Origin of the sequence: Jannaschia sp. M317 (assembly GCF_025141175.1) — a bacterium.
Lineage (GTDB): Bacteria > Pseudomonadota > Alphaproteobacteria > Rhodobacterales > Rhodobacteraceae > Jannaschia.
In genome coordinates this window covers 3395382-3408110 of sequence record NZ_CP081155.1, presented here as the reverse complement: position 1 = coordinate 3408110, position 12729 = coordinate 3395382, and the positions used below count along the sequence as shown (strand labels likewise).

At 65.7% G+C, this 12729-nt stretch carries 12 protein-coding genes; 2 read left to right on the top strand and 10 right to left on the bottom strand.

The features are described from left to right. Positions 1 to 213 precede the first annotated feature (213 nt). On the bottom strand, positions 214 to 795 hold the full coding sequence (locus tag K3551_RS17400) for an NUDIX domain-containing protein (RefSeq protein WP_259916205.1): 582 nt from the start codon (positions 793 to 795) through the stop codon (positions 214 to 216). Between the two features lie 363 nt (positions 796 to 1158). After that, positions 1159 to 1545 (bottom strand): RidA family protein, encoded by a 387-nt coding sequence (locus K3551_RS17395; protein WP_259916202.1) that lies wholly within the window; start codon positions 1543 to 1545, stop codon positions 1159 to 1161. Between the two features lie 70 nt (positions 1546 to 1615). Between K3551_RS17395 and K3551_RS17390 the strand changes: the two genes are divergently transcribed. Further along, a complete protein-coding gene (locus K3551_RS17390) occupies positions 1616 to 2605 on the top strand; it encodes a GlxA family transcriptional regulator (protein WP_259916199.1) in 990 nt (329 codons plus the stop codon). A gap of 94 nt (positions 2606 to 2699) precedes the next feature. Here K3551_RS17390 and K3551_RS17385 read toward each other — a convergent pair whose 3' ends face one another. From K3551_RS17385 to K3551_RS17375, 3 genes are all read right to left on the bottom strand, one after another. Continuing rightward, positions 2700 to 4514 (bottom strand): M3 family oligoendopeptidase, encoded by a 1815-nt coding sequence (locus tag K3551_RS17385; protein WP_259916197.1) that lies wholly within the window; start codon positions 4512 to 4514, stop codon positions 2700 to 2702. A 134-nt stretch (positions 4515 to 4648) separates the two neighbouring features. Continuing rightward, entirely contained in the window at positions 4649 to 5485 is an 837-nt protein-coding gene (locus K3551_RS17380; RefSeq protein WP_259916196.1) for a PhzF family phenazine biosynthesis protein, read from the bottom strand. 95 nt (positions 5486 to 5580) lie between these two features. After that, on the bottom strand, positions 5581 to 6294 hold the full coding sequence (locus K3551_RS17375) for a folate-binding protein YgfZ (RefSeq protein WP_259916194.1): 714 nt from the start codon (positions 6292 to 6294) through the stop codon (positions 5581 to 5583). 99 nt (positions 6295 to 6393) lie between these two features. Between K3551_RS17375 and K3551_RS17370 the strand changes: the two genes are divergently transcribed. Then, entirely contained in the window at positions 6394 to 7617 is a 1224-nt protein-coding gene (locus K3551_RS17370) for an alanine--glyoxylate aminotransferase family protein (protein WP_259916192.1), read from the top strand. 337 nt (positions 7618 to 7954) lie between these two features. Here K3551_RS17370 and K3551_RS17365 read toward each other — a convergent pair whose 3' ends face one another. From K3551_RS17365 to K3551_RS17345, 5 genes are all read right to left on the bottom strand, one after another. Then, positions 7955 to 8194 carry a hypothetical protein gene (locus K3551_RS17365; protein WP_259916190.1) on the bottom strand — a complete coding sequence of 80 codons (240 nt, stop codon included), beginning with the start codon at positions 8192 to 8194 and terminating at the stop codon, positions 7955 to 7957. A 60-nt stretch (positions 8195 to 8254) separates the two neighbouring features. Further along, positions 8255 to 9358: a pyridoxal phosphate-dependent aminotransferase gene (locus K3551_RS17360; RefSeq protein WP_259916187.1), complete on the bottom strand. Its 1104-nt coding sequence runs from the start codon at positions 9356 to 9358 to the stop codon at positions 8255 to 8257. Between the two features lie 65 nt (positions 9359 to 9423). Next, the gene (locus K3551_RS17355) at positions 9424 to 10356 is read right to left on the bottom strand and encodes a glyoxylate/hydroxypyruvate reductase A (RefSeq protein ID WP_259916184.1); all 933 of its coding nucleotides are present in this window, start codon (positions 10354 to 10356) and stop codon (positions 9424 to 9426) included. Next, positions 10353 to 10763 (bottom strand): VOC family protein, encoded by a 411-nt coding sequence (locus K3551_RS17350; protein WP_259916182.1) that lies wholly within the window; start codon positions 10761 to 10763, stop codon positions 10353 to 10355. Before K3551_RS17350 ends, K3551_RS17355 begins: the two co-directional genes overlap by 4 nt. A gap of 150 nt (positions 10764 to 10913) precedes the next feature. Beyond that, a complete protein-coding gene (locus tag K3551_RS17345) occupies positions 10914 to 12578 on the bottom strand; it encodes an NAD+ synthase (protein ID WP_259916180.1) in 1665 nt (554 codons plus the stop codon). Positions 12579 to 12729: the final 151 nt, after the last annotated feature.

Genomic DNA, 12729 nt, shown 5'->3' with positions numbered 1-12729 from the left:
CACGGGGGCGGGGCGAGGGGACAATTTCTTGGCAAAAGCCGTGCAAATTCCTCGAAGGATTTCGATCCGCGTCGGGTCAGTCGCGTGCAGGGATCTGTAACGGCATCGGCCGTGTTCCCTGCGCGCGCGTGTGTTGGGGATCATTGCAACTGTGTCGGGCAGGGTGCCTGGCATGATACTCCACGATCTGGCGATCCCGCTCCGGCAGGGCTGTCACAAACCCGCGCGGCGCAGCGCCAGTTGGGAAATCAGGAAACAGGCCTTCCCGTCGATGATCCGCCCGTCACGCACCATCGCCAGTGCTTCGGGCAGGGGGACATGCAGCACGGCGATATCCTCGCCTTCGTCCCGCTCTCCGCCGCCGGGGGCCACGGGGGCGGTTCGGTCGTAGGTGCCCAGATAGCAGGCCATGATCTGCGTGGCCGAGGCGGGGGTCATCGACAAGCTGGCCACATGTTCGATGGTCAGGGCCTGAAACCCTGTTTCTTCCAACAGCTCTGCCGCGACCCGTGCGCCCGGATCCGCCCCATCCAGATTGCCGGCTGGCGTCTCGATCATCATCGGGTCCCGGCCTGCGACCCGCAGCGGCAGGCGGAACTGCCTGACCAGCAAGACGGTGTCCGCCTTCGGGTCATGCAGCAGGGCCGTCGCCCCGGACCCCCGCTCATAGACCTCCCGGCTCTGCTCGTCCCAGGTGCCATCGCTGAGCCGCAGGGCGAAGCGGTGGCGGGTCAGGACGCCGTAATCGTCAGACAGAACCTCGGTCGAGATTTCACGGAAGGTGTCGTCGGGCATGGGCGGTCTCCGAGGCGCTGGGTCCGCAGCAGAATAGAGCCTTGGTTTCGGGTGCGCGACAAGAAACGGCAGGTCATCCTGGCCAGTGTCGGCTGTGTGGACCAAGGGTGATTTCGCCAAAGACCGGTTTCAGGCCGTCGCAACGAGAGATCGCGTCGCATTCCCTCTGATTTCTTGGCATGACCCCTATCCGCCGCTGCACCTGTCAAGCCGAGTTAGCCACCGCAAAATAGGATCTGATGATGTGGCTTGACCAATGACTGCCGTACCTCGAATGCCCCGAATTCGTAGTGGTAGGTATTGCCCGATGCCGACCCGCAAAACGGGCAATACTCCTAATTCTGAGCCATTATAGTCCGCCAGTCAGGCGCTGTCTTTCATCGCAATTGCCTGTATCTTGATTTTTGCGCCAAGGGGCAGTTTCGCAGCCTGGTAAACGGTCCTTGCCGGGAACTGCGAAAACCGCGTGCGACAAACCTCGTTCACCTCTGCCAGATCGCGTTCAATATCGGCAAAGGCGATGTCGATATAGACAATGTCATCGGCTCTGAAACCTGCGGCGTCAGCCACCTTGAACACCAGATCGAAGGCGCGCCCGGCTTCCTCAGCGGCGCTGCCCGGTCGATACCCGTCATCGTAAACGGAAAGCTGGCCCGAGATATGACACGTATTTCCCACCACAACAGCGTTGGAAATTGGAGACGGCGATGCAGGGACGCCCGGGACATCGGTGATGAAAGTACGTGACATTTGAAAGCTCTCGCTGTGCTGAGGTCTGTTGACATCACTCTAGGTCTCGCGATTGGTGTCTGAAATGACTATGAACCCTCACAATCAGACAGAACACATTCGTTCCGTACACATCCTTGGCTTCGATGGCGTTCTAGTCTTGGATGTGGCGGGGCCCGCCCAGGTTTTCGCATCCACGAACAAGGTTCTGGGGTGGAAAGCATACGATATTGTCATCGCGACTGAGCGGGGCCGCGATGTCGTGACGGATACCGGATTGGCCCTGCGCTCTGACGTTTCATTCGCGCACGCCCTTGCCCCGGACGTCTTGGTCGTTCCTGGCGGCCCTGGTGTCGATCAACGTCTGGACGATCCTTTCCTGCTGCATTTCCTGAAAGACATCGAGCCGCGTGTCGGGCGTTTTGTGTCGATCTGTTCGGGCAGTCTTCTTACCGCCTCTGCCGGACTATTGGACCATAAAAGGGCCACAACACATTGGGAGCGGACACACCTGGCGCATAAGCGTTTTCCGGCGGTCGACTGGCAATTGAATGATATCTTTACGCGGGATGGAAAGTTTCATTGTTCGGCCGGCGTGACGGCGGGTATTGACCTTGCCTTGTCGCTTGTCGAGGCAGATCACGGGCGGCGTGTTGCGCTAGGTGTGGCCCGCGAAATGGTGGTCTTCATGCAGCGGCAAGGCGGACAATCACAGTATTCCGCGCCGTTAAAGGCGCAGGCAACGTCAAGCAAGCGACTTGGCGACCTTTACCAACGCATCGAACAGGATCCGACCGCTGCCTGGAACGTGCAAGGAATGGCCAAGATCGCAGGCACGACGGAACGCACGCTCCATCGCGATTTCATGCAGGAGTTTGGCCAGCCACCCTCACGTTTTATCGAGGAACGAAGGCTTGCCATTGCGCGGCAGTATCTGGAAGGCAGCAGGAAGTCCGTCAAAGAAATCGCATCACTGTCGGGGTTCGTGACGGAACAGAAGATGCGGCGCAGTTTCGTGAAGCTGCTGGGCATCTTGCCCACAGATTACCGAGACCGTTTCGGCGGAAACCGCCATTCGTGATAACCGCAGAATACCGTAAAATGGACCCCTGGCGGACATTGAAAAGGTGTCGCCCGCCAGTGGCACGGAAATGCGTCTCTGGCGGGCAGAAAGCCTATGCGTCCATTGCCTCCAACTCGTCGATGAAGCCCTCGATCATGCTCAGGCCCTTGTCCCAGAACGCCGGGTCCGAGGCGTCCAGTCCGAAGGGCGCCAGCAGTTCCTTGTGGTGCTTGGACCCGCCGGCGCGGAGCATGTCGAAATACTTGTCCTGGAAACCTTCGGGCGCGTCCTCGTAGGCGGCATAGAGCGCGTTCACCAGGCCGTCACCGAAGGCGTAGGCATAGACGTAGAAGGGGGAATGGACGAAGTGGGGGATATAGGCCCAGAAATGCTCGTAGCCCTCCATGAACTCGAACACCGGGCCCAGGCTTTCGGCCTGCACGGACATCCACAAGGCGTCGATGTCTTCGGGGGTCAACTCTCCTTCGCGGCGGGCGGCATGCAGCTTGCACTCGAAATCGTAGAACGCGATCTGACGGACGACCGTGTTGATCATGTCCTCGACCTTGCCCGCCAGCATCACCTTGCGCTGGGCGTCGGTTTCTGCCCCGTCCAGCATGGCGCGGAAGGTCAGCATCTCGCCGAAGACCGAGGCGGTTTCGGCCAGGGTCAGAGGTGTAGAGGAGAGCATCTCGCCTTGTCCAGCGGCAAGAACCTGGTGCACGCCGTGGCCCAATTCATGCGCCAAGGTCATGACATCGCGGGGTTTTCCGAGGTAGTTCAGCATCACATAGGGGTGGACGGTGGTGACCGTCGGGTGGGCAAAGGCACCCGGGGCCTTGCCGGGTTTGACGCCTGCGTCGATCCAGCCCTTGTCGAAGAAAGGTTCCGCGATATCAGCCATTTCCGGCGAGAACCCGGCGTAGGCGTCCATCACCGTCTTGCGGGCCTCGTCCCAGCCGACGGTGCGGGTTTCCTCCATCGGGAGGGGGGCGTTGCGGTCCCAGACCTGCAGCGTGTCGAGGCCCAGCCACTTGGCCTTGAGCTTATAGTACCGGTGCGACAGGCGGGGGTAGGCGGCGACGACGGCGTTGCGCAGCGCCTCGACGACTTCGGGTTCGACGTGGTTCGCCAGATGGCGGCTGGCCTGCGGCGAGGGCAGGCCGCGCCAGCGGTCGTCGATCTCCTTGTCCTTCGCCAAGGTGTTGTGAACGCGGGCAAATGTCCGGGTATTACGGGCAAAGACATCGGCCAGGGCGCGGGCCCCTGCTTCGCGCGCGTCGCGGTCGGGATCGGTCAGGAAGTTGAGCGTCGCCTCGATGCCCAGCTCCTCTCCGTTCACGTCGAAGGTGAGGCCGGCGATGGTTTCGTCGAACAGCTTGTTCCAGGCAGAGGCGCCGACGACGGAGGTGTCGTGGAGGTATTTCTCCAACTCGTCGGACAGCTGGTAGGGCTTCATCGCGCGCAGCCGGTCCAGGGCCGGGCGATAGCGCGCGAGATCGGCGTTGGCCTGCATCCAACCTTCGTAGATGGTGTCGTCTATGCGATTGAATTCCAATCCGAAAAACACCAGCGGCGTGGTAAACGTGGTGATCTTGTCCTGCATGTCGGACATGAACTTGGCGCGGTCGCCGTTGGTCGTCTGCTGGTAATACCGCAGACCGGCGAAGGACATGATCCGGCCCGCGATTTCGTCGATCTTTTCGTTTCTCTGGATCGCCTCCAGCATGGCAGCGGCGTCGAGGTCCGCAAGTTTGCCTTCGTAATCAGCCGCATAGGTGGCGCATTCCGTCTCTAGCCAGGCCATGTCGCGGGTCAGTTCGGGCGCGTCCTGGCCCGTGTAGAGATCGTCGAGGTTCCATTCGGGCAGATCGCCCAGCGGCTCTCCGGCGGAGGGGGTGGCGTTGGCGTCGCGCAGCAGGGTCATGTCCGTCCTCGTGTCTGATGTCCGATCCTAGGTAGGGGCGCGACGCGCCGGGGGCAAACCGTTTGGGTCGGAAATCGGACGGGTGATCCAGGGGTGACCGACGGGTGATCCGGGTCGGACGTGTGGCGGCGGGCCTACATCCGCCGCGCGGTGCCTGCCACACGCACCGGATCGCCCGGTGTGCCCGTGACCGTGACCGTCAGGCGCGATGGGTGGCCCATGTCGTCGCCCTGCCGGATCGTGACCTGCCCGCCGCCCGCCAGGCCCGGCCAGCCCAGGTCGACCAGCGCCCCGCCCAAGGCGGCGGCGGCGGCCCCCGTCGCCGGGTCCTCCAGCACGCCACCGCTGGCAAATGCGTTGCGCGCATCGAAGGTGGCGTCATCCACGATGTGCAGCAGGCTGACGGTGACGAGGCCCGCATCCTGCATCAGCCGCTGTCCGGCATTCAGGTCGTAGTCCATGGCCGCCAGACGCGCACGGTCGCGCAGGGCGAGCACCGCGTGATCTGCGCCGCCGTGGGCATGGCGAGGGGGCAGGCGCGGGTCCAGCGCCTCGGGCGGCAGGTCGAAGAGGGCGAGCAGACGGGTCAGCAGATCCGGATCCAGCGGCGCGGAGCGGGTGGGGGGAGAGGTCAGTTCCGCCGACCACAGGTCGCCGTCCGGGCGCACGGCGACGGAGACGGGACCGGCCTGCGTCGTCAGGTCGTAGCGGCCCGCGCCATGCGCGGCGCCCAGCGCGGCCCCCAGCCCGATGGTGGCATGGCCGCAGAACGGCACCTCCCCTTCGGGGGCAAAGTAGCGGACGCGCCAGGTCTTGCCCTCGGCCATGGCGAAGGCGGTTTCCGAATGGCCCAGGTCGCGGGCGATGCGCTGCATCTCCGGTTCGGTCGGAAGGGTGTCGGCAATCAGCACCCCGGCGGGGTTCCCGCCCCGGGGGCCATCGGTGAAGGCGGCGATCTCTTGCGGTGTCATGGCGGGCTCCTGCTTGGGTGCGGCTGTCATGCCGTGCCCGGCTGCGCGTGGCCAACGATACCTGATGATAGGGGCATTGCGGTTGGTGATGAGGCCTAGCGCGCGTCCAGTGTGACCGGCCCCGCCGCGGTTTCCATCCCCTCGGCCCGGTCAAAGCGCAGGTAGGCCAGCGCCCGGTCGCCCGAGATGGTGTGGACCGTGCCGACCGGTTTGCCGCCTGCCGTGATCTCACCGGGGGCGACGGCCCCCTTGATGCGGGCCAGACCCTTGCGCAGCTCGGTCTTGTGTTTCATCCGCGCCACGATTTCCTGACCGACGTAGCATCCCTTGCGGAAATCGACGCCGCCCAGGCGTTCGAACCCCATTTCCAGGATGTAGCTTTCGTTCGGGATCAGCTCTGCCCCGGTTTCGGGCACCAGATGTTCGACGCGCTGCGCGTCCCAGTCCAAACCGCCGTCGCCGGTGCCGCCATATAGCCGCCACCCCATGCCGGGGCGGGGGTCGGACAGGGCACCGTCGGGCACGAAGCCCAGGCCCCGCGCGACGGTCAGGCCGCTGTCGGCCACCTCTACCTTGGCGCGCAGGCGATACATGGTCAGGCGTTTGGCCAGCCCCGGCGCCAGATCGGCGGCCACGTCCAGATAGATCGCCTCGGCGTCCTGGAATGTCAGGAAATCGGCCAGGTATTTGCCCTGCGGCGACAGCAGGGCGGCATAGCCCAGCCCCGCGTCGGGCACGTTGCGGGTCAGGAGACCGTCGAGGAACTTGCCCCGATCGTCCCCGGAAATACGGAGGATGCTGCGTGTCATACCCCCTGACATAAGGATGTGTGATGCCAAGCCAAGCCCAGATTGACCCTCGCCGTGCCCGGCGTTAGCCCTTGGCGTCCAAACCTGCAGGAGAGCGCCATGCGCGACGATATCCCCGCCCCCCGCGCGACGCTGTCCCATGGGCCTCAGGTCCTGGCCATTCCCGGCCCCTCGATCATGCCGGACCGGGTGTTGCGGGCGATGCACCGCCCGTCGCCCAATATCTATCAGGGCGAGTTGATCGAGCTGACGCATTCGCTGATCCCGGATCTGAAGCGGGTCGCGCGGACCGACTACAACGCGACGATCTACATCGGCAACGGACACGCCAGCTGGGAAGCCTGTCTGGCCAACACCCATTCGCGCGGTGACCTGGTGCTGATCCCGCGCACCGGGTCCTTTGCTGACGGTTGGGCCGAGGTGGCGCGGGGCCTGGGCCTGCGGGTCGAAATGCTGGATTTCGGCAACCGCATCCCCATGGACGCCGCCGCCATCGGCGCGCGCCTGCGCGAGGACCACGCGCAAGAGATCAAGTCGGTGCTGGTGGTTCATGTCGACACGGCGTCGTCGGTGCGGTCCGATATCGCCGCCATCCGGGCCGAGATCGACGCGGCTGGCCATCCCGCGTTGATGCAGGTGGATTGCATGGCCTCGCTTGCGACCGAACGCTACGAGATGGATGCCTGGGGCGCGGATGTCACCATTGCCGGCTGTCAGAAGGGGCTGATGACGCCTGCGGGCATGTGTTTCGTGTTTTACAACGACCGCGCGGACCGGGCCCGCGAGGGGGCGGATTGCGTCACCAACTATTGGGATTGGCGACCGCGCACCAACCCGGATATCTACTTCCGCTATTTCAACGGCACCGGGCCTACGCACCACCTTTATGGCCTGCGCGAGGCGCTGACGATGCTGGTCACGGAAGAGGGGATGGAGAATGTCTGGGCGCGCCATGCAACCCTGGCTCGCGCCGTCTGGGCCGCCTTCGAGGCCTGGGAGGCCCCGGGCGCGCTGGAGCTGAATGTCCGCGACCGCGCGGCGCGCAGCCATGCCGTCACTGCCGTGCGGCTGCCCCAGCGGGGCACCGACCTGCGGGAATGGTGCGCCGGTCAGATGGGTCTGACGCTGGGCATCGGGCTGGGCATGGCCCCGCATGGATCGCCCGAGACGGCGGGCTTTTTCCGCGTGGGCCACATGGGGCATCTGAGCGGGCATACGATGATGGGCACCCTGGGCGGCATTCAGGCCGGGCTTGGCGCGCTGGGCATTGCCCATGGTCCGGGCGGGTTGGACGCGGCGGCCAAGGTGCTTGCGCAGGCCTGATCCGCGCGGCCCGTGGGGGCGTCCGGATGGCCCCGCGCGATGCCCGGTGCCGGACCTGTTCCGGGGATAGCCCTGTCCGTGCGGACGTCCAGTGACACTGTGCGCTGACGATCAGAGGTAAGCGCGATGGTCTCGGGGCCGTGCGTTGAACTTGAGGCGAGGCAGACCCTAATTATGGGACAAGTCCGGTTCTGCGCCCCGGTGCACGATCCGTTCTGATGTCCGCGAAACACATCGAGGTCTTGGTCAATTCTGGATCGAAGGCCCACAGGACAACGATCCGATCACTCACAAGACGGGTTGTTCAGGGGCACCTTCGGGTGCCCCGTTTCGGGGGCTAGCGGTCGCGGGCGCGGTCCAGCGCGGCGGCAACGCGGGCATCCCAATCGGCCTCGACCCGGGCGCGGTGGCGGTGCAGCCGCTTGATGCCCCAATGCAGCGCCGCGCAGACGCTCAGCGCCAGGGCATAACCCCAGATGCCCCAGATCATCACCAGCGCGCAGACCAGGATCAGGTAGAACATCCAGAGGAACGCGTTGGTATAATCCTCGACTTCGCCGTGTTGCCGGTCGCCCATGCCCGCCTCCGTTGGTCCGCTCGCAGGACGGAGTTTAGCGCAGCCGGAGGATCTGGAAAGTCACGATGCCGCGCGGGCCAACGCCTTGGGCAAGGCTTCGCCCAGTGCGGTCATATCCGCCTGAGACCCGCAGCCGATCCGGATGCAGCGGTCAAGCGGCGCGACCCCCGGCATCCGGACAAAGACACCCTCGGCGATCAGCCCGGCCAGAACGCGTCGGGCAAAGTCGCCGTCGCGGCCGCAATCCACGGTAACAAAATTGGTGGCCGAGGGGAGCGGGCGCAGACCCTGAGCCTTGGTGATGGCTGCGATGGCGTCGCGCGACTGCGCCACCAGCGCCTGCACGTTGGCCAGCCAATCCGTATCCGACAGCGCGCCCAGCGCGCCAGCCTGCGCCACCCGACCAAGGCCAAAGTGATTGCGCACCCGATCGAAGGCCGAGATCAGATCCGGGTGACCGATGCCGTAGCCCACGCGCAATCCCGCCAGGCCATGCGCCTTGGAAAAGGTCCGCATACGGATCAGGCGGGGATCGGCGGGGTCGAGCGGCGGGATCGCTTCGGGCGGGGCCAGGTCGGCGTAGGCTTCATCCAGGCACAGCAAACAGCCGGCGGGCAGGTGATCCAGCATGTCGGTGATCGTGGTGGCCTGGTGCCAGCTGCCCATCGGATTGTCGGGATTGGCCAGGTAGATCAGCTTGGCATCCACCGCGCGCGCCTTGGCCAGCAGGGCCTCCGGGTCCTCATGGTCGTCCCTGTAGGGCACCGCGTGCAGCGTGCCGCCGAACCCCGCGACATGGTAGTTGAACGTCGGATAGGCCCCCTGGGACGTGACCACCGCATCCCCCGGTCCCACCAGCAACCGCACCAGATAGCCCAGCAATCCGTCGATCCCCTCACCGGGGATGATCGCTTCGGGCGGGATGGCGTGATGGCGGGCCAGCGCCTGGCGCAGGTCGTGCACCTCCGGGTCGCCGTACATCCAGGCGTCGCGGGCGGCGACCTCCATCGCGGCAATGGCGCGGGGAGAGGGGCCGAAGACGCTTTCGTTGGCCCCCAGACGGGCGGTAAATGCGGCCCCGCGCGCACGTTCCTGTGCCTCGGGCCCCACGAAGGGGACGGAGGCGGGCAGGGACTGCGCCAGCGGTGTCAGGCGGTGGGTCATGGCGGGCTCCGGGGGTTGCGGTCTGGGCCATTCCTAGCGCAGGGCGTGCCGCCGGGCCACCGGTCTCAGGCCAGCGCCTCGCGTCGGTCCACGACGTGCAGGAGCGGCTCTCCGGCTTGGCCCCGGCGGATATTCTCGGCGATGACCCGCGCGGCCGAGGCGGGGCGCGTGGTCGAGGCGATATGCGGCGTCACGGTCACCCTGGGGTGCGCCCAGAAGGGGTGCGCCCGGGGCAGGGGTTCTACCCGGAACACATCCAATGTGGCGTGACCCAGGTGGCCGTCAAGCGCGGCCAGCAGCGCGTCATCGTCGATCAGCGCGCCGCGGCCCGGATTGATCAGCACCGCGCCGGGCGGCATCCAACCCAGGCGTTCGGCGGTCATCAGATTCTCGGTCGTTCGGGTCAGCGGGGTCAGCAAGACGGTGATCTGCGCCTGCGAAAGCGCGTCGCGCAGGCCCTCGGGGCCGCAGACGGAGCGAACGCCGGCGATGTCCTTGACGGTCCGCGCCCATCCGGTGACGGGAAAGCCCAGGCCCGCCAGGGCGGTGGCGCAGGCGGCGCCCAGTTCGCCCAGGCCCAGAACGGCGACCGGTCGGTCGCGGGCCAGCGGCGGGAAATCAGGTTGCCAGCCGGTTCCCTTGATCTGCGCGTCCATGCCCAGATGGTGGCGCAGCACATGACCGGTCACCCATTCCACCATGCCCTGCGTCAGGTCGCCGTCCACCATACGGGTCAGGGGGACGGTCAGGGTGCGGTTGCCCTCCACGTCCTCGACCCCGGCCCAGAGGTTCAGCACCCCCTTGAGCCGGGTGTAGGCGGTGAAATCGGTCAGGCCCGCGTTTGGGGCATAGACGATCCAGTCGACGGTCGCGGGGTCCGGTGCCTCGGCCAGGGTGGCGATTTCGGCGGTCACGCCCGCGTCGGTCAGGGCGGCAGGCAGGCAGTCCCGGTAGGCCGCCCAGGTTTCGGGGCGGGCGGCGAACAGGATGCGTGTCACGTGGCAAAGGCCCCGGACAGGTCGCGCATCCCCTTGATCTCGATCGGGTTGCCCGAGGGGTCGTGGAAGAACATCGTGGCTTGTTCGCCCGGCTGACCTTCGAACCGCAGGGTCGGTGCCAGAACAAAATCAACGCCCGCCGCCTGCAACCGGTCGGCCAGCCCGCGCCAGTCCACCATCGGCAGCAGCACCCCGAAATGCGGCATCGGCACCAAGTGGTCGCCGACCCGCCCCGTGGCCGCGTGGGCAAAGGGGGCGCCCAGATGCAGGCTCAGTTGGTGCCCGAAGAAATTGAAATCGACCCAGGTGTCGGTGGACCGACCCTCGGTGCAGCCCAGAAGGTCGCCATAGAAGGCACGGGCTTCGTCAAGGTCACGAATATTGAAGGCGAGGTGAAAGATGCTCATGATGCCTGCCTAGCAGCGACGCGCGGTCGAGGGAAATCAGGATGAGTGATCCGTGATATCACGCCCGGGCGCGCCCGCCGGGGTGTTTCCGGTGTCACAAGCCGGCGGGGCAGCCCATCCCGTGCCGGGACCCCGGCCGGGCGGCGCATCTCAGGACGGATCGCGCCAGCGGTTGACGATGGGATAGCGCCGGTCCAGCCAGAACGCGCGCTGTGAAAGGCGGGCCCCCGGCGCGGATTGGAAGCGTTTGTATTCCGACAGATAGACCAGCCGTTCCACGTGTTTGACCACGTCGCGGTCATGGCCTGCCGCGACGGCCTGTTCCACCGATTGTTCTTCGTCGATCAGGCGTTTCAGGATGTCGTCGAGTACCGGATAGGGCGGCAGGCTGTCCTCATCCTTCTGGTCCTCGCGCAGCTCTGCCGAGGGCGGTTTGTCGATGACGCGCACCGGCATGACCTCCCCCTTCGGGCCCTTGAACCAATCTGCGGTGTTGGCATTGCGCCAGCGGCAAACCTCGAAGAGATCCGTCTTGTAGAGGTCCTTGACCGGATTGTAGCCGCCCGACATGTCGCCATAGATCGTGGCATAGCCGACCGCGACCTCGGACTTGTTGCCGGTGGTCAACAGCATTTCCCCGAACTTGTTCGACAGCGCCATAAGCAGCAGGCCGCGCAGGCGGGACTGGATGTTTTCCTCGGTCAGGTCGGGCTTGGTGCCCTCGAACAGCGGGGCCAGCGTGTCGGTGATGGCGGCCCGGCCCGCCGCGATCGGCACGGTGTCCAGCCGGCAGCCCAGACGCTCGGCCACGCCGCGCGCATCCTCGAGCGAGTGCGCAGAGGTGTATTCCGACGGCAGCATGACGCAGCGCACGTTTTCAGGGCCGACCGCGTCGACGGCGATCGCCGCCACGATGGCCGAATCGACACCGCCCGACAGGCCCAGAAGGCATTGTTTGAACCCCGCCTTGGCCATGTAGTCCCGCAGCGCGACGACCATTGCGCGATAGTCGGCACTCGGTCCTTCGGGTTGGGGGGCCTTTGCACCGTCGCGGGCGCGCCAGCCGTCGTCGGTGCGGTCGAAATCGACGGTCACGATCTCTTCGGTGAAACAGTCGAGGTGGTGGGTCAACTGGCCGCCGGGGTTCAGCACAAAGCTGGCCCCGTCAAAGATCTGATCGTCCTGGCCGCCCACCAGATTGAGATAGCACAGCGGCAGCCCCGTCTCGACCGTGCGGGCGACCATGTGGCCATAGCGGACGTCCTGCTTGCCGCGGAAATAGGGCGATCCGTTGGGCACTACCAGGATCTCGGCGCCTGTCTCGGCCAGGGTTTCGGTCACGTCGTCGAACCAGGCATCCTCGCAGATGGGGGTGCCGATGCGGACGCCGTTGACGACGTAAGGCCCTGAGACATCGCCACTTTCGAAATAGCGTTTTTCGTCGAAAACCTTGTAGTTCGGCAGGTGATGCTTGACGACCTCGGCCAGGACGGCGCCATTCTGGGCCACGACATAGGCGTTGTAGGGTTTGTCCGCCCCGGTCGGCCACAGCGGTGCGCCGATGCCGATGGCGGGCCCGTCGACGCAGTCCGCGATCAGGGCGTTGAGATGCCGGGTGGCATCGGCAACGAACGCCGGTTTGCGCACCAGATCCTGAGGCTGGTAGCCGGTCAGGAACATCTCGGGCAGGGCCAGCATGTCGGCGCCGGCGTCGCGGGCCTGTGCCCAGGCGGCGCGGGCACGGGCGGCGTTGCCCTCCAGGTCGCCCATCACTGGGTTTAGCTGCGCGAGCGTCAGGCGAAAGGTGTCGGACATCGGGGTCTCCGGGGCGCGGGGGGCTGTCGCGGGTCACCTAGCGCGCAGGGCCGGTGGGGGAAAGCGCTAGGCGCCGTCGCGCGGGTCCGTGGCACGCATGGATCGGCGCGGCCCCCCGGTTTTACCGCGAAATCCAGTCCCTTGTTGCGAG

Coding starts and splice junctions, on each gene's coding strand:
- K3551_RS17385 (WP_259916197.1), bottom strand. CDS start 4,514: ATGACCCTGCTGCGCGACGCCAACGCCACCCCCTCCGCCGGAGAGCCG.
- K3551_RS17360 (WP_259916187.1), bottom strand. CDS start 9,358: ATGACCCACCGCCTGACACCGCTGGCGCAGTCCCTGCCCGCCTCCGTC.
- K3551_RS17395 (WP_259916202.1), bottom strand. CDS start 1,545: ATGTCACGTACTTTCATCACCGATGTCCCGGGCGTCCCTGCATCGCCG.
- K3551_RS17345 (WP_259916180.1), bottom strand. CDS start 12,578: ATGTCCGACACCTTTCGCCTGACGCTCGCGCAGCTAAACCCAGTGATG.
- K3551_RS17350 (WP_259916182.1), bottom strand. CDS start 10,763: ATGAGCATCTTTCACCTCGCCTTCAATATTCGTGACCTTGACGAAGCC.
- K3551_RS17365 (WP_259916190.1), bottom strand. CDS start 8,194: ATGGGCGACCGGCAACACGGCGAAGTCGAGGATTATACCAACGCGTTC.
- K3551_RS17390 (WP_259916199.1), top strand. CDS start 1,616: ATGAACCCTCACAATCAGACAGAACACATTCGTTCCGTACACATCCTT.
- K3551_RS17370 (WP_259916192.1), top strand. CDS start 6,394: ATGCGCGACGATATCCCCGCCCCCCGCGCGACGCTGTCCCATGGGCCT.
- K3551_RS17380 (WP_259916196.1), bottom strand. CDS start 5,485: ATGACACCGCAAGAGATCGCCGCCTTCACCGATGGCCCCCGGGGCGGG.
- K3551_RS17400 (WP_259916205.1), bottom strand. CDS start 795: ATGCCCGACGACACCTTCCGTGAAATCTCGACCGAGGTTCTGTCTGAC.
- K3551_RS17375 (WP_259916194.1), bottom strand. CDS start 6,294: ATGACACGCAGCATCCTCCGTATTTCCGGGGACGATCGGGGCAAGTTC.